The organism is Tolypothrix sp. PCC 7712 (genome assembly GCF_025860405.1).
Classification (GTDB): domain Bacteria; phylum Cyanobacteriota; class Cyanobacteriia; order Cyanobacteriales; family Nostocaceae; genus Aulosira; species Aulosira diplosiphon.
In genome coordinates this window covers 5,260,329-5,277,433 of the sequence record NZ_CP063785.1, presented here as the reverse complement: position 1 = coordinate 5,277,433, position 17,105 = coordinate 5,260,329, and the positions used below count along the sequence as shown (strand labels likewise).

Genomic DNA, 17,105 nt, shown 5'->3' with positions numbered 1-17,105 from the left:
TAAGACTTTAGTTTGACAATTAATAAATAAATTTTATGGTTTGATGAGAATTGACAATTAAAATAAAACTGTATAGCTTTAAAGCTATTTACGCATTAATTTAAAAAGTTTATCGATTAGATCAAGTTCGTATAATTTTCCTATCAAGCAAGTAGTTGCATTAGGCAAGTGTTACGATAAAGCTATCCTATAATGTAAATCTTGCCTACAAAGTCTTTACTTTGTAGGTTTTCTCATGTTAATATGACCGTCATTAAAATATGCTAAAGCCTTTATAGGCAAGGTATTGCGCGTTTAGGCGCTTCATTCTTCACTGTCTTGGTATAAATCCTGTAACGCTTGCAGTTGTGTCTTACGAGCCACACGACGATATTTTTTACTCTCTAATTTTGGTTCGTATTGAGCCTGACCTTTGCCTTTAGTTTTCAACTTCAGTGTTGATTCAGGATCTGCTTGTTGTTGACGCTGAGTTTGATAGGCGATCGCATCAGACAAAAATTCCAAATAATGTGGATAGCGTTCCCAATCTCCCCGCACGGCGCAATCAGGTTCTTCTCGATGCAAACAATCACTAAACCGACAGCTACCTGTAGCTAACCTCGCTCTGGCTTCGGGGAAGTAATGAACTAATTCTTCGGGAGTACAATCAAGGTCAGGTTGGTTAAAACCGGGAGTATCAGCCAGTAATCCTTGAGTGGGCAATTCAAATAACTCTACGTGGCGGGTAGTGTGGCGACCACGAGCTAATTTACCCGAAACTTCACCGACACGCAAATTAACATTGGGCACTAGTAAATTAATTAAACTTGATTTACCAACTCCCGATGGGCCAGCAATTACAGTAATTTTATTATTTAAATATTCAGATAAATAGCCAATATTTATACCATTTTTTACACTAATAAATATTGGCTGATATCCCCACCCAACCAGGCGATCGCTAATCTCCTGTTGCATCTGTGGTGAAACTAAATCACTTTTGTTCAGGCATAACAGCACATCTAGATTAGTAGATTCCCCTTTCACCAAAAAGCGACTTAACTGATAGGGTTCCAAAGGCGGATCGGCAACAGCAAATACCAGCAAAAGTTGGTTGGCATTAGCAATTGGTGGACGGTCTAACTCAGTTTGACGAGGTAAAACATCAGCGATCGCCCCACGTCCCCCAGCCCAATCGGGTTCTTCAATAACGACGCGATCGCCTACCATTACCTGTTGCCCAATTTTTTTCAAGCGTGTTCTGCGGGTACAGAGCAGCATGGAGGGATAGGGGGAGGCACTGAAATTTTCATCTGATTTTTCCTCCTTGTCCCCTAAATCCAGCTGTACTTGATAAAAATTTGCCTGTACAGCTAGAACCGTACCGAGTAACTGTCCAGTAGCAAAATTAACTTCTCCTGTCATTGGGCGATCGCAGGACGGCGTACTAACAAGGAAAAATAACCAGCGCAATCTGCAATTTGTTCTACCTGATAGCCTGCCATTACCAAGCTATCAGGAACTTGCTCAATTGGCTCCCCAGGGTCTAGCCAAACTTCTAGCAAACTCCCTGGTGGCATTTTTTCTAGACGTAATTTTGTCCGCACAAAATTTATCGGGCAAGGAGTCCCGCGTAAATCAAGTTGAGCATCAGGAGATGAGAGAGAAGATAGCTGCATTACTTAAACAGATTACCCAAGAATCCTTCTAGACCACCTTTACCAGTGCGGTCTCCCTTAATTTTAGCGAGCTTCTCTAACAATTCTCTCTCCTCTGGGGTTACCTTGGTAGGAATATCAATTAGTACCGTCAGCAGATGGTCACCCCGGCTCACAGGATTACCCAAGCGTGGGACACCACGATTTTCTAACTTCATCACTGTATTCGGCTGGGTTCCAGGGGGGATGATTAATTCCACTGGCCCATCTACCGTATCTACTTCTAAACGGCAGCCTAAAATTGCTTGCAGGTAACTAACTTTAATTTCCGAAAGAATGTTAATGCCATCCCGATGAAATTCTTCGTCTTCATTCACGAATAAGTAGACGTATAAATCTCCTGGGGGGCCTCCTCTTTGTCCTGCATCTCCTTCTTGAGAGATTCGCAAGCGCGTACCATTATCCACACCAGCGGGAATGGTAATTTTGAGTTTTTTGGTGATTTGATTTGTACCCTTACCATCACAAGCTTCACATTTATCTTCAATCACCATCCCCGTACCATTACAGGTAGGACAAGTTGAAACTTGGGTAAAACTGCCAAAAGGTGTTCTAGTTACACGACGTACTTGACCAGAACCGCTACAAGTCGAACAAGTCCGCGGCCGAGTTCCCGGTTTTGCACCAGAACCGCTACAGATATCACAGGTTTCTAGATGAGAGATGCGAATTTCTTTTTCTCCGCCAAATACCGCTTCTCTAAAATCTAACTTCAGGTCTAAGCGCAGGTCATCACCTCGTACAGGCCCACTGCGTCTTCTTTGTGTTTGACCACCCATTCCACCAGCAAAGCCGCTGAAAATGCTTTCAAAGATATCAGCAAAGCCTTCACTTACATCTTGGAAGCCAGCAGATCCACCAGAGACTCCGGCTTCACCAAAACGGTTATAACGTTCTCTGATTTCTGGCTCAGAAAGTATTTCATAAGCATGATTAATTTCCTTAAACCGCTCCTCTGCTCCCGGTTCTTTGTTCACGTCTGGGTGATACTTCCGGGCTAGGCGGCGGTAGGCTTGTTTGATTTCTTCTTTGTCGGCGTCACGAGAGACACCCAGAATTTCATAATAGTCGCGGGCCATATAGCAAAGGTAAAAGTTAGAAGGAAGAAAGCAGAAGAGCCTATGCTGTAAACGGGTTTCCTGGCTTGTTGAAAGGAGGTATTCCCGCAGGTTAGCACATGGCATGGTAGAAGCAAGAGGGCGAAAGGTAGAAGTTAATTTTTGTTAATAATTGATTTTACCTTTTCCCCTTTACAAAAATCACCAGCATATATTTAGCAACAGGTGCTTTGATCGTGGAAGACAATCAAAGCGATGGAAATGATGAGCAAAGCAAATTTCTGCTCTCTTTTCTCATTGCCTGAGGCTGTCTCTTTTACAATTGTGCTACCTAGATAGGAAAAACCCCGCCATCTACCAGAGGGGCTACCCGCACTAATAGGTGTGGAAAACCCCCCATCTGCATTTTGGTATCTGTGCTGGGACACCTTCTAGCCCACGGCAATTCGCTTCTACAATCTAGCAAAATTTGGTCTTAGGGACTAGGGGCTAGGGATTAGGGACTGGAAAATACCTTTCTTAATTAATTGCTGATATCAATACCCATTACTTAATAGCCAATTTCTCATACTCAATATTTAATTGCGCTTCATGTGAATTTAAAAACGCCTATGAAGACATAAGAGTTTCTAAGTTAGCTTTTAGTCTGATTTTTGTTTCTATCTACAAAACTACAAACTTTCACGGCTAAATTCGCATTAGAAGTTAATCTGTAATTTCTCAGAGTTAGTAATTAATTGTCTGTCGCCTTTTTTCTATTGCCAATTCCCTGTCTCCAATCCCCAGTGCCCAGTCTCCAATCCCTAATCTATCGCCTCGTAATCAGCCTGTGCAGTGTTTTCGTCATCAAAATCAAAGTTAAATTCTGGTATTAGTGTGCCACTAATTGGTTGCTCTGGTTGTGAAGTAAACAATTCTTCGGAGACTTCTTGCCCCTCTTCAAGTTGGTTATTAGCACGGTTGTAGACATTAGCACCAATGGCAAATAAAGTTTTTTGGAAGTCATCTAAACACTGCTGAAATTCCTGTATGGAAATACTCGGGTTAGTCATTGCAGCTTGCAGTTGATTGACTTTTTCATGGGCCAAAACTTTCATATCTTCGCCAATTAAGTCGCTATTATCTCTGAGAGTCGAATCGTAACTGAAGAATAGATTCTCGGCTTGATTTTTAAGTTCTACCAGTTCTTTACGCCGTTTATCTTCTTCAGCAAAAGCTTCAGCTGCTTGCCTCATTTTCTCTACTTCTTGGGTACTCAAGCCACCTGTATTGGTAATGCGAATACTTTGTTCTCTACCAGTACCTTTGTCTTGAGCAGCAACCTTCAGAATGCCATTGACATCGATTTCAAAAGATACTTCAATTTGTGGCACACCTCGGGGGGCTGGGGGAATTCCTGCTAACAGGAACTTACCAAGACTTTTGTTATCCCGCGCCATTGCACGTTCACCTTGTAGGACATGAATTTCTACTGAAGTTTGCCCATCCACTGCGGTGGAAAACACCTGGGATCTGCTAGTAGGAATTGTCGTATTACGTTCAATAATTTTGGTAAAAACTTCTCCTAAAGTTTCAATTCCTAAAGACAGGGGAATTACATCCAATAGCAGGAGATTATCGACTTCTCCACCAATCACACCCGCTTGCACAGCCGCACCTAAGGCAACTGCTTCATCAGGGTTAATAGAGCGATCAGGTGTTTTACCATTGAAAAACTTGATGAGGGCGTTTTGGACAGCCGGAATGCGAGTAGAACCACCAACCAAAATTATCCGATCTATATCTTGCGCTTTGTGATCGGCATCCTTGAGCGCTTGAATCATCGGTTCAATGGTGGCTTCAATCAAATGGGCTGTGAGTTCTTCAAATTTCGAGCGACTGAGTTCTAGTTCTAGATGCTTTGGCCCTGTTTCATCAGCAGTAATAAAAGGCAAGTTAATCGAGGTGCTAGCCATGCTAGAAAGTTCAATTTTTGCCTTTTCCGCCGCTTCTCTGAGGCGTTGCAGCGCCATCTTGTCTTGAGTAAGGTCAATGCTTTCTTGTTGCTGGAAACGTTCGATAATCCAGCGAATCACGCAGTCATCAAAGTCATCACCACCCAATTGATTATTCCCATTGGTGGCTTTGACTTCAAAAACTCCATCTCCCAGTTGCAGGATCGATACATCAAAAGTACCGCCTCCCAAGTCAAAGACTAAAATTAACTGTTCTTCGTTGTGCTTATCTAAACCAAAGGCTAGTGCAGCAGAGGTGGGTTCATTAATGATCCGGAGAACTTCTAACCCAGCAATTGTACCTGCGTCTTTGGTCGCTTGTCTTTGGGCATCTGTGAAGTATGCTGGTACGGTAATTACTGCCTGAGTAACAGTTTCACCTAAGAAATTTTCTGCATCTTGTTTGAGCTTCTGCAGAATCATGGCAGAAATTTCTTGCGGTGTATAGTTCCGTCCACGAATTTGCACATCAACAGTATCATCGCGCCCTTTCACACATTGATAAGGCGATCGCTCGCGTTCTGCTGAGGTTTCTTCCCAGCGACGACCAATAAATCTTTTAATACTAAATACTGTGTTTTCGGCATTTGTAACGGCTTGTCGTTTAGCCAGCTGTCCAACCAAGCGATCGCCCCCCTTACCAAATCCCACAATACTAGGAGTAGTGCGTCCACCCTCGGAATTAGCGATCACCACCGGTTGACCGCCTTCTAAAACTGCAACGCAACTGTTCGTAGTACCTAAATCGATCCCAATAACTTTTCCCATACTATCCAGTATATTTACGTACTTATGCTGCCGTGAGGCTTTGCGGACTATCTTATGTTATTTTTTTGCTACAGGCTAACACTCACGAAACCGCCTAAGAAAATCAGGTGACTGGGGGTAAGCAAGAAGTTACAGCATTGGATCGGTGAGGGGTTACTTTGACTTTGGGGCGGCTTCTTTTCACAGAGCCGCACCTTGTGTGAGAGCTACCACTAAATAACGGCTTGCTAAACTTCGGCTAACCGTCAACAGACCTACTTTGATTAGGATCTGTGATGCTCGCCCTTGCAACAACCAAGGCACTTTTGGTCAGTGAGGCGAGCAACTACAGATTAAGAGTTGTCAGAACTCGACTGATTATCTTGTGCAGGTAATGTATCTTCCTTGGGAGCCGCCACCTTGACCATTGCATGGCGCAGTACGCGTTCACCCAAGTAATATCCGCGTACTAACTCTTCTAACACTGTTCCTTCTGGATGTTCATCCGTAGGTTCGCGCATTACGGCTTCATGCAGATTAGGATCGAATTCTTGACCTTCGGGACGCATTGGCGATACACCTAAGCGTTTTAAGCAGTCCACTAATTGCTTGTAAACGCCTTGATAGCTTTTATGAATTGTCATTTCGCTATCAGTTTGGGGTTTGAGGTGCGATCGCGCCCGCTCAAAATTATCGACTACTGGCAGCAATTCCGTAATCGTATTCCGCTTCACCTGTGCTTCTAAATCTTCTTTTTCTTTTTGGTTGCGTTTGCGGTAATTCTCAAAATCTGCCGCAATTCGCAGATATTGAGTACTGCGCTCTTCTAGTTGGCCTTTGAGAGACTCAATTTGTTGAGTCAATGCTGCTAAAGCCGCAGCTTGCTCTTCATTTCTCTCAGAAGCTGCAACACCATTGTCAGGTGTGGCTGATGTATCTCCTGATACATTTGTTGTGGCTGCTACTGGCTCAGTCACGTCGCTGCCAGATTCGTTTAAGTTGATTTGGGCTGCGGAGTCGCTCATAATTGCTTGCTTTACCTCTATTGGTTCACCCAATTGCTGGCTTGTATTGTTTACCTGTTTATTTTCGTCTATCATTGTCCACTCATCCCAGATACTATTTACGGCAAAATTTCACCACCCTAATTTGTGTGGTTTTCTTGCTCATACTTTTCCTGGAAGTGATGTCACCGTCATCTTATTGTGACAAATGGTGAACGTATTAGCGTATATGCTCCTAGGGCGGTAACCCGAACGTCGTTGCGGGAGTGAGTTGCGATCGCCTTTTACCTCAATTATTTTACTTATAAGTTATTTTTTTTACCATATTGAGCATGGGTATGGAGCGTTTGTCATTTGGTATTTCTCCCCATTACCCATTACCAATTACCCATTACCTAGTCCCCATCCCTCAGCATGAAAAATATTTAGTGATAATTTATTCTCTGTAAATGAGAATTCTGTGGCACAGGCTGGGAATACTTTATTCATAGGTTTTCCCTACCCATTGCTCATATATGACTTACTCGTCACCGCAACGGCGCAGTACCGCTCTAACCACAAAAACAGAGTTTTCGCCCTTTGGCAACAAGCTAGTACAGACTGGCTATGTTAATAACGAACAGATGAGACAGGCACTCATTGAAAGCCGCAAATCTGGCACACCTTTAACGGAAGTACTAGAGTCAATTACCGGGCGGCAACTCTCACCTGAATTAGTTAGACAATACAAAAAACAGCAGTTATTTGAACTAAAAATACTATACGGGGTTGAATTCCTTGATCCGGAAGTCAACCAACTTGCTAATACGATGGTGGGGAGGTTAATTGAAACCCTCATTCCCGTAGACATTTGTCGTCGCCATCGCTTAATCCCACTATCAAAACATGACGACCAAACCCCACCTTGCGTTTTGGTGGCGATGGTCGATCCGGATAACCTGGAAGCTTCGGATGACCTCAACCGCATCTTGCGCCCACAAGGTTTAGCTTTGCAGCGCATGGTAATTACCCAGGAAGATTACCAACAGCTGATTAATCAATACTTAGATGAACTAGCAATTAGGCAAAAACATCTAGAACAAGAAAAGTTTACAGATATCAATCAAGATTTAGAAAACCTGAATAATCTTGATATAGATGATGCTCCTGATGAGATGGAAGCTGACTTAGGCGCAGCAATGAAGGGTGCAGAAGACGCACCAGTTATCAATCTCGTCAATAGAATTTTGGCCAAAGCCTTGCATGAAAAGGTTTCGGATATTCATATTGAACCGCAGGAAGAAAATCTCCGGATTCGCTTTCGTAAGGATGGGGTACTGCGTCAAGCATTTGACCCCTTGCCGAAAAAAATCGTGGCTGCGGTGACAGCCAGGTTTAAAATCATTTCCAGCTTAGACATTGCTGAGAGACGTTTACCTCAAGACGGACGTATCCGGCGGATGTTTGAGGGACGTAAAGTGGATTTCCGCGTCAACACCTTACCCAGTCGCTACGGGGAAAAGATTTGTCTGCGGATTTTAGATAACTCCTCTACTCAACTGGGATTGAATAAGCTGATTACCGACCAAGAAACCTTAGATATTGTTAAGGACATGGTCAGTCGTCCCTTTGGTTTGATTCTAGTTACCGGCCCAACTGGCTCTGGTAAAACCACTTCGCTGTATTCAGCATTGTCAGAAAAGAACGATCCCGGAGTTAACATCAGTACAGTAGAAGACCCAATTGAGTACAGTTTGCCAGGCATCACTCAAGTACAGGTAATTCGGGAAAAAGGACTAGATTTTGCTACCGCTTTGCGGGCTTTTTTGCGGCAAGACCCAGATGTGTTACTCGTGGGTGAAACCAGAGACAAGGAAACTGCCAAAACAGCGATTGAGGCAGCCTTAACAGGTCACTTAGTATTAACCACCTTACATACCAATGATGCCCCAGGTGCGATCGCACGTTTGGGAGAAATGGGCATTGAACCTTTCATGGTTTCTAGTTCTTTGATTGGTGTGTTGGCACAACGCTTAGTTAGGCGTGTTTGTCCTGATTGTCGTATTCCCTATACTCCTACAACCGAAGAACTGGCTCGTTATGGTATGTCTGCTTCTCAGGAAGTGAATGTCACTTTCTACAAAGCTAACTCTTTGCCCAACGAAGTCCAAGCGGATGCCAAAGCTAAAGGTCAACAAGTATGCTCCACCTGTAATGGCGTTGGATATAAAGGACGTTGTGGTGTTTATGAAGTAATGCGAATTACCGAAAACTTGCAAACTCTCATCAACGAAGAAGCACCAACGGAACGGATTAAGGAAGTAGCAGTAGAAGAAGGGATGAAAACCTTGCTGGCGTACAGCTTAGATTTAGTACGTCAAGGCTCCACCACCCTAGAAGAAGTTGAACGAGTCACCTTTACTGATACCGGTTTAGAAGCGGAATTAAAAGCTAAACGCAAGAGTGGTCTGACTTGCCGCACTTGTGATGCCACATTACAACCAGAATGGCTAGATTGTCCCTACTGTCTAACACCTCGCTTTACCGATTAGTCAAACATCAAAAGTCAAATAACTAACAACTAGGGAGACAAAATTATGGAGATGATGATTGAAGATTTGATGGAGCAGATGATTGAAATGGGGGGTTCAGATCTGCATTTATCCGCCGGTTTACCACCCTATTTCCGCATTAGTGGCAAACTCACCCCCATCGGCGACCATGTATTGACTGTGGATCAGTGTCAAAGGCTGATCTTTAGTATGCTCAACAATACTCAGCGTAAAACTTTAGAGCAGACCTGGGAACTCGATTGTTCTTATGGTGTAAAAGGCTTGGCGCGGTTCCGCGTCAATGTTTATAAGGATCGTGGTTCCTACGCTGCTTGTTTACGCGCCCTCAGCTCCAAAATTCCCAACTTTGAAAAATTAGGGTTGCCAGATGTAGTCCGGGAAATGACAGAAAAGCCCAGAGGACTGATTTTGGTGACGGGGCCCACTGGTTCTGGTAAGACCACTACCTTGGCAGCAATGATTGACTTGATTAACCGCACCAAGGCAGAGCATATTTTGACAGTAGAAGATCCAATTGAATTTGTGTATGAACCAATTAAAAGCTTGGTTCACCAACGACAACTTGGTGAAGATACTAAGAGTTTCGCTAATGCTTTGAAGGCAGCTTTGCGGGAAGATCCAGATATTATTCTGGTGGGGGAAATGCGGGATTTGGAAACGATTTCCTTGGCGATTTCTGCGGCGGAAACAGGTCACTTAGTATTTGGAACTTTGCACACCAGTTCAGCGGCACAGACGGTTGACCGGATTATTGACGTTTTTCCCCATGAAAGACAAACCCAAGTAAGGGTGCAGTTATCTAACTCCTTGGTAGCTGTGTTTAGCCAAACTTTGGTACCAAAGAAAAACCCCAAACCAGGTGAATATGGTCGGGTCATGGCTCAAGAAATTATGATCATTACTCCTGCTATTTCTAACCTGATTAGAGAAGGGAAAACATCTCAAATTTACTCTGCAATTCAGACCGGGGGTAAATTGGGTATGCAAACACTAGAAAAAGTTTTAGCTGATTATTATAAAGCCGGAACTATTTCCTTTGAAGCTGCTATGTCTAAAACTTCTAAACCCGATGAAATTCAACGTCTCATCGGTGGCGCACCACAAGCAGCAGGTGCAAAACCTGCTGCAGGTGTTGCAAAAGCTCATTAATGAAGAGTAAAAATCAGGGTGCAAGGGAGAACAAGATAATTAATTGCTTTTGACCGCGCCAATTTTAGATTTTAAATTTTGAATTTTGGATTATTTATTTGGTACAAGCCCCTCCCACAAGGGACGGAACAAATCTAAAATCTAAAATCCAAAATCTAAAATTGATTGACCCTTGACCCTTGACCCTTGACCTTTGACCCTTAAACTATTTGAAATTGATTAATCTATGCCTACCTATGTTGCCCGTGTGCGGGACTCACAAGGAAAATCTAGAACAGAAAAATTTTCGGCTGAATCATTAGCTCAAGCCCGTACTAATCTGAGAGACCAAGGTTTAGTTGTTCAAGACTTGAAAGAGTCTAAGGGCGGATTCAGCTTTGATTTTGAGAAATTTCAGACATCAATGGTCAAAGTGTCTGTTAAGGATAAAGCGGTTTTCTCTCGCCAATTTGCTGTTTTGACAAATGCAGGTGTAGCGATTGTTAGAAGTTTAGGAGTACTTTCTGAGCAATGTAGCAATCCTAAATTAAAAGTCGCTTTGAATGATATTAGCAATGATGTTCAAAGTGGGACAAATCTTTCCGATGCCATGCGGAAACATCCTGATTGCTTTGATAATTTGTATGTCAGTATGGTGCAAGCTGGGGAAATTGGTGGGGTGCTAGACGATGTATTAAATCGTTTAGCGAAGTTGTTAGAGGATGTAGCACGCCTACAAAACCAAATCAAAGCTGCATTGTCTTATCCTGTGGTTGTTGGTGTTTTAGCAACATCAATCTTTGTCGGGATGACTGTTTTTCTAATTCCAATTTTTGCCAAAATCTTTAAAGATATAGGTATAGATTTACCTCCTCTAACACAGTTTTTAATGGATTGTAGTGCAATATTCCGCAGTTTATGGTCTGTAGTAATTATTGCTGGATTTATCGGTTTATCGATTGCCTATAAGCAGTATTACAAAACTGCTGTTGGTAAACTAACTATCGACCGTATTTCTTTAAAGGTGCCTTTATTTGGTGATTTGATTCAAAAATCATCAGTTGCCCGCTTTAGCCGTACTTTTGGGTCATTAACTCGTTCTGGTGTACCTATCCTTACTTGTTTAGAAATTGTCCGAGATACATCAGGAAATCAAATTGTTGCTAATGCTATCGATGCAGCTCGGATAGAAATTCAACAAGGGGGCATGATTAGCGTTGCTTTGCAAAAAGACGCAGTGTTTCCCGCTATGGCAATTCAGATGATTAGTATTGGCGAAGAAACTGGGGAATTAGATGGAATGTTAATGAAAGTTGCTGACTTTTATGAAGATGAAGTTGAGCAATCAGTTAAAGCATTAACTAGTGTTTTAGAACCACTAATGATTGTGGTTTTAGGGGGTATGGTCGGTACAATTTTGTTAGCAATGTATCTGCCTATGTTCAAGGTATTTGAAAAGATGGGCTAATAATGTCTCAAGGCTAAAGGATGAAATTATCTCATAAGTCATATTTCATCCTTAGACCTAACATTTTCTAATTCATATTTCATAGTTCATCTTTCACAGAAATATGCTTGTGCAAAAATCTGATTACGAAGCTAGCTTGGCAGAATATAGTCATCATCTCACTGCGATCGCTTTATTAAAACAGCATCGACCTTACTTAGAGATGATTCCTAGCCTGCGCCGTCCCGATGAAAGTGTGATCGCCATTCCTTTGCCTATTGTGCGTCTGCGGCAAATTGAAACCACTGCCACCCACACAACTTGCTTACCCTGTGATGTGGCAATTCTGATGTGCGATCCAGAATGGAAAGTAAAAACGGGAGCCGAGATTGTAATTTTTATTCATCGTCCCCATGAAGATTTTTCGGAATTATTGGGACGTTGGCGACAAACTCAAGTTCTCTTAGACACAGATTATGAGTGGCTCATGCCTGAACGTCACAGTCATATTTTGAGTGAAGGAGCCAATACTGTATATCCTTTATTTTTACTTTTTAGTGAGACTTCAGAACGCATTCAGCGAGGTCTTTTAGGAGCAGAATTGCCATTTATCATCCAAAAACCCCAACATCATCTTGAAGAAGAAAGCAGGAATGAAGAGGGTTTAGAGATTATGGATTAGGAACTAGAGATTAGTGAAAATTAATTCTGTATGGAAAATGGGCATGGGGCATGGGACATTGGGGAGGCAGATTTTTATGCTTGGCGATGAAATTTTTTTCATTGGGAGTGCCTTGCAAAAAATCTTTTCTAGGGGCGAACAGCTGTTCGCCCCTAGATTATTTCTAGAGATGTTTAGGAGTGATTAGATTAAAACCGAGAAATCACAAACAAATCCCATTACTTCACAAATTGAGGCATAATTTCTGCGGCGGTAAAGATACCATAGATGCCACGTTGATGCAATTGTTTACCTGCTTTGAGATAGCCAAAAGCTGGGCCGCAGACGTTGGCTGCCATGCTGGTTTCATCCCCTAGGGTAAAGGTATGGGTAGAAATTTTACCTTCAAAAGTACGCCCTGTAACTTTAACGTTGGTGCTGAGGGGCTTTTTGGGATTACGTGTATCGACTACACCCCCAACAGTAACGCGATCGCGCCCTACTATGCCAGCAAACTCTAACATTACATCATCGGCGTGTTCCATATTCTCTAAAGTTAGCACGCCATTGGTTTTATCTAGTAAGGCTTCTACTTCAGCATCGGTCATCATTCTGGCTGTTTCTACTGTATAACCAGGCATATGACCAATATCTTCGCGAACGGTGGCGCGATAAGCTTCCCAGTTGGCAATTCCCACACCAAAGGTAATTTCCACTTTGTGAATTTCGGCATAGCTTTGGGCGGCTAAAGCGGCGGCGGCTGTTAATAGTCCTGGTGTTGCACCGCACCCTGTCATATAAGTAATTCCCGCAGCTTCCAGTTCTGCTTTCATGGATAGCAGTTGTTCTACGGCAGTGGTACGCTTAATTGCATCCACCAATACACCCCGCCAGCCAGATTGAATAAATTCTTTGGCTACTGAGGGAATAAAATCATTGGGTAGGTTGGGTAAAGCTAGAAAATAACCATCTACAGGTTGAGCGCTGGCGATTAAATCTTGAATACTATTGTTTGTTAAAGTGCCTACAGGCTCTAAATAACCTAAAGAACCCTGAGCTTGGTAGGTTTTAATGCAAGCATCTGTTTTTAAACCCTCAGCAGCATAGGCGTAACCCTTTTGATCTGCTGCTGCGACTAAAATCATTTCCCGTTTACCAGCCAGTACCTTGGCGGCTGCTTGTCCGAGTCCACCGAAACCCAGTACTCCTACGCGTATCGCTGGTGAAATATTTAGAGAACTTTTGACTTGTTCTGGATTCATAGTCAATTTGTAGAGTTGAATCGACAGCCTTTATCCTTCAGCATTTCAGCTTGTGGCCTGTGGCTGATGGCTTTTAGCTATAGAGGTTAATTATCATTCATTATCCGGGGTTCTACCATTCCTAAAATTGTTTTTTACTAAAATTTCTTGGTAAGTACTTTTTGGTTAAGGGGAAAAAGGGGAATGGGAAAAGGTAAAGACAAAACCTTTAACCTTTCCCCTGAATTAGTTGATGTCAGTATTTCCGAAGAATCAGCTAGCTGGATAGCCAGCAGCAGCTAATACTTCTTTAATTACTGTTTCTGAAGCTTGAGTATCTATAGTGACAAGCTTAGTTTGAGGATCTGCTTGAATATTTGCATTGGCATCGACTACTTTAAGTGCATTGGTAATATTGTTTGCACAAGCCGAACAAGCCATGTTGGGAATTGTGAGTTGAAGTGTCATAAGTTTCAAATGTTGAAGAAAAAATTAATCAAGACCAAGCTTGATACCATTGCTGCATCTGTTGAATTTCAGCAGTTTGCGATTTGATGATAGCTTGAGCGAGGTCAAGAATTTGTGTATGGTTAGCGCGATCGCCAACCATCTGTGCCATCATTACAGATGATTCATGGTGAGGAATCATTTGCCGGATAAATTCCATACTTATCCTAAACTCTCTAGTCAGGTGGAGAGTCTAGCTAGATTAAAAGCATTCTTGGAAAAGTTAATATTTATTTACTTGCTGCTGTTACCAAATTGGCTAATTTTTGCGCTGCGCCGGCTTCACCCCGGACATTCCGTAGCTTGAGTTGCATTTCCTTTAATTTTTCAGGATGAATCAATAAATCTAAGACCATTTCTCCGATTTCCGGCGCTTGGAGATGTCCCACGAGTTCAGGTACTATCTCTGACTGTGCCCAAATATTCGGCCAGGCTAACAAACCTTTGCGTCTCAGAAATAGCCAGTTGATGACTTTGGCAAAGGTCGAACCCAATCCTGGTAAATTAGCTAGCAAGCCTGGTAAACCATCCCAAGAACGCATCGCATCAAGCTGTTGGGTGGGGAGTAAAACAATCATCGGCACAGCTAAAGCACCAAGTTCAGCTGTATTTGCGCCTACAGTAGTTAAACAAATACGACATTGAGATAATAATTTATAGGCTGGCGTTTCTTGTGAAAGTTCTATAGTTAAGCCGTTAGCGGTTTTGAGTACGGGATGATGTTGGCTGTCTTCTGGAACAATTAAGGAAGCACCAGAGAAGCCAAAGGTTTTTACAAAAGGATTTTTTTGAGCATCAGCAAAGCTAGCTAAAGTTTGTAAATCTAAAGTGGGTGCTACGGGAATGACAAACTTAGTTTGGGGCCTTTGAGCGTGGATGTATTCTGCGATCGCTAATGTTAATGGTACTCCCTGCGCTAACTTTGCAGCTTTTGACCCCGGTAATAAACCAATGATTTCAGTACTGACTCCTGAGTCTTGAGTGTGAAGTGAACTCTGCGCTTCTAACATCAAATCACCCACAACAGTAAATTTGTGAGCATATTTCTGAGGAATACGTCCAGCAACTTTCGGTGTCATTACCCCAAAGCTATCAATCAAGCTGTACCAACGAGCATCCCATTCAGCGTAAATTACTGTCTTGTAACCAAGTTTTTTACCGATGACAACCGGAAAAATTTGATCGCCACCCAGAAAAACTACAACTCCGCGACTTCTCCAATCCCAATTATCAACAGTTTTTCCCCAGAGTAAAAATTGCCAGAAATGCTCTGCTCCCTGAACTCTATCAACTTCTGGGTAAGAAAGAGCGATCGCAGTTTCTTTACCACTAGCATTAGGACAGGGAGATAAAATTACAGAAATCCTCACAGTAGAGCGATCGTTACCCAGTTGTTCCCGCAATGCTTTCACTACTGGACGTACCCAAGTTGTTACTTCCCCTGGGCCATTGGAGAGAATGAGAATATCTACTGGAGTCATGAGTTAATAGTGAACAGTTGAAAGCTATATGGTTAAGAGTAAAAAATTAAGTAATTCGTTCCTAAGTTAAGAACGCACGATACTATTGATATAATTGCAGACTTTGCGGAGTGATATTATGCGCGAATCTGTAATTTATCAAGATATTTTACAAGAAGGACTAGAACAGGGTATTGAGCAAAAAGCGCAGGAGATTGCCAAAAATATGCTCAATGAGGGAATGGCGATCGCATTAATTGCTCGCGTTACTGGTTTAACGGTTGAGCAAGTTGAACAATTACAGGCTCAAACTGATGATAATCAACCTGCGTGATATTGTGCGATCGCTAATCACGCTATTCTTTATGTTTACTATCCAGCAAATTAGTCAATGCTTGCACTAAAGTTTGATTTTGTTCATCAGTACCAATAGTGATGCGTAATTTATCATCCAATCTTGGTTGTTTGAAGTAACGGATTAAAATTTTCTGTTCCTTGAGTTTTTGATAGAGGTATTCTGCATTTCCTTGGGGAGGCTGGACTAGTAAAAAATTTGTTTGGGAATCCCAAACTAGAAAACCTAATTTTTTCAAGTCTGATGCTAGCTGATTTCGTGATGCTTTAATTTTGGCGACACAAGCGTTTTTATAGGCTTGATCGGTGATAGCGGCTGTCGCTACAGCACAGGCGATCGCATCAATATTATAGCTATCTTTGACTTTAAATAATCCATCTAATAACTTAGGATTTGCTATGCCAAAACCTAAACGCAATCCTGCTAAAGAATACCCTTTAGAAAGTGTGCGGATAATTATGACATTTTCGTATTCATGGACTAAATCTAAAGCAGTTGATTCTGTAAAATCTACATAAGCTTCATCAATTACTAAAATCCCAGATAATTGACTGGCTAATTTTCGCAGATCTTCATTTGGAACTACATGACCTGATGGACTATTAGGAGATGCAATAAATGTGACTGAACCATCAGCCGCAATTAATTCTTTTAAAGGCAAACTATAATCTTCTGGATAAGAAATTTCTAAAATATCTGCTGCTTGCATCTCAACTAATGTGCGATATAACACATAAGTTGGCATCGGATAAACTACCTTACGTCCTGGTTCAGTACAAGCACGAATGATGATGCTTAAAATTTCATCACTACCATTACCAACGATAATCCAATCGCTAGGAACGCCTAAAACTTTACTAGCAGCTTGGCGAAACTCTCCCCCAAATGGTTCAGGATAGCGCCGCAACCATTCACCATCAATATTCCGCAGTACTTCTAATGCTGCTGGTGAGGGTGGATAAGGGTTTTCGTTGCTGTTGAGTTTAATAATTTTTGTCCCCCGTGGTGGCTGTTCGCCAGGGACATAGCTAGCCATTGCATCTACATTGGAACGGAAATATTTTGTCATAGCCTAGGTATCTTAGAAAAACAGGCGGTTAAGTAATTTTAGATTTTAGATTTTGGATTTTGGATTTTGGATTGTCTAAATCTCGCATCCGAATTTATCATCTAAAAATTCCAAGATTAATTCCCACCTACAATTCCTAAAGATATCGTTTTTTGGTGAACAAGAGGTAGACAATACAATGATGA

At 42.1% G+C, this 17,105-nt stretch carries 15 protein-coding genes; 5 read left to right on the top strand and 10 right to left on the bottom strand.

Translation table 11 applies throughout. From position 1 onward, the window contains the following. Positions 1–303 precede the first annotated feature (303 nt). The 5 genes from rsgA to grpE all read right to left on the bottom strand — a co-directional run bounded on the left by rsgA (position 304) and on the right by grpE (position 6,596). Complete coding sequence (rsgA, locus tag HGR01_RS21685) at positions 304–1,404, bottom strand: small ribosomal subunit biogenesis GTPase RsgA (protein ID WP_045874062.1); 1,101 nt, start codon at positions 1,402–1,404, stop codon at positions 304–306. Beyond that, positions 1,401–1,658 (bottom strand): sulfurtransferase TusA family protein, encoded by a 258-nt coding sequence (locus HGR01_RS21680; RefSeq protein ID WP_045874063.1) that lies wholly within the window; start codon positions 1,656–1,658, stop codon positions 1,401–1,403. Before HGR01_RS21680 ends, rsgA begins: the two co-directional genes overlap by 4 nt. Then, positions 1,658–2,776: a molecular chaperone DnaJ gene (dnaJ, locus tag HGR01_RS21675; protein WP_045874064.1), complete on the bottom strand. Its 1,119-nt coding sequence runs from the start codon at positions 2,774–2,776 to the stop codon at positions 1,658–1,660. Before dnaJ ends, HGR01_RS21680 begins: the two co-directional genes overlap by 1 nt. A 782-nt stretch (positions 2,777–3,558) precedes the next feature. After that, positions 3,559–5,517 carry a molecular chaperone DnaK gene (gene dnaK, locus HGR01_RS21670; protein ID WP_045874065.1) on the bottom strand — a complete coding sequence of 653 codons (1,959 nt, stop codon included), beginning with the start codon at positions 5,515–5,517 and terminating at the stop codon, positions 3,559–3,561. Positions 5,518–5,849: 332 nt separating this feature from the next. Next, positions 5,850–6,596, bottom strand: a complete 747-nt coding sequence (gene grpE, locus HGR01_RS21665; RefSeq protein ID WP_045874066.1) for a nucleotide exchange factor GrpE — start codon at positions 6,594–6,596, stop codon at positions 5,850–5,852. Positions 6,597–7,015: 419 nt separating this feature from the next. Here grpE and HGR01_RS21660 point away from each other — a divergent pair, with 419 nt between their 5' ends. The 4 genes from HGR01_RS21660 to HGR01_RS21645 all read left to right on the top strand — a co-directional run bounded on the left by HGR01_RS21660 (position 7,016) and on the right by HGR01_RS21645 (position 12,309). Beyond that, positions 7,016–9,031, top strand: a complete 2,016-nt coding sequence (locus HGR01_RS21660; protein ID WP_045874067.1) for a GspE/PulE family protein — start codon at positions 7,016–7,018, stop codon at positions 9,029–9,031. Positions 9,032–9,076: 45 nt separating this feature from the next. Then, positions 9,077–10,201 (top strand): type IV pilus twitching motility protein PilT, encoded by a 1,125-nt coding sequence (locus HGR01_RS21655; RefSeq protein ID WP_045874068.1) that lies wholly within the window; start codon positions 9,077–9,079, stop codon positions 10,199–10,201. Between the two features lie 226 nt (positions 10,202–10,427). After that, on the top strand, positions 10,428–11,648 hold the full coding sequence (locus HGR01_RS21650; protein ID WP_045874069.1) for a type II secretion system F family protein: 1,221 nt from the start codon (positions 10,428–10,430) through the stop codon (positions 11,646–11,648). A 103-nt stretch (positions 11,649–11,751) separates the two neighbouring features. After that, positions 11,752–12,309 (top strand): hypothetical protein, encoded by a 558-nt coding sequence (locus HGR01_RS21645; RefSeq protein ID WP_045874070.1) that lies wholly within the window; start codon positions 11,752–11,754, stop codon positions 12,307–12,309. Positions 12,310–12,527: 218 nt separating this feature from the next. On the opposite strand, the gene bioU is transcribed toward HGR01_RS21645, so the two are convergent. The 4 genes from bioU to HGR01_RS21625 all read right to left on the bottom strand — a co-directional run bounded on the left by bioU (position 12,528) and on the right by HGR01_RS21625 (position 15,517). Beyond that, positions 12,528–13,550 (bottom strand): (S)-8-amino-7-oxononanoate synthase BioU, encoded by a 1,023-nt coding sequence (gene bioU, locus HGR01_RS21640; protein WP_045874071.1) that lies wholly within the window; start codon positions 13,548–13,550, stop codon positions 12,528–12,530. Between the two features lie 252 nt (positions 13,551–13,802). Then, positions 13,803–13,997 (bottom strand): heavy-metal-associated domain-containing protein, encoded by a 195-nt coding sequence (locus HGR01_RS21635; protein ID WP_045874072.1) that lies wholly within the window; start codon positions 13,995–13,997, stop codon positions 13,803–13,805. Between the two features lie 28 nt (positions 13,998–14,025). After that, complete coding sequence (locus HGR01_RS21630) at positions 14,026–14,196, bottom strand: DUF305 domain-containing protein (protein ID WP_309227650.1); 171 nt, start codon at positions 14,194–14,196, stop codon at positions 14,026–14,028. Between the two features lie 70 nt (positions 14,197–14,266). Continuing rightward, positions 14,267–15,517 (bottom strand): hypothetical protein, encoded by a 1,251-nt coding sequence (locus tag HGR01_RS21625; protein WP_045874073.1) that lies wholly within the window; start codon positions 15,515–15,517, stop codon positions 14,267–14,269. 118 nt (positions 15,518–15,635) lie between these two features. Here HGR01_RS21625 and HGR01_RS21620 point away from each other — a divergent pair, with 118 nt between their 5' ends. Beyond that, entirely contained in the window at positions 15,636–15,830 is a 195-nt protein-coding gene (locus HGR01_RS21620; RefSeq protein ID WP_045874074.1) for a hypothetical protein, read from the top strand. A gap of 22 nt (positions 15,831–15,852) precedes the next feature. On the opposite strand, the gene hisC is transcribed toward HGR01_RS21620, so the two are convergent. Next, a complete protein-coding gene (hisC, locus tag HGR01_RS21615) occupies positions 15,853–16,920 on the bottom strand; it encodes a histidinol-phosphate transaminase (RefSeq protein ID WP_045874075.1) in 1,068 nt (355 codons plus the stop codon). Between the last annotated feature and the right edge of the window lie 185 nt (positions 16,921–17,105).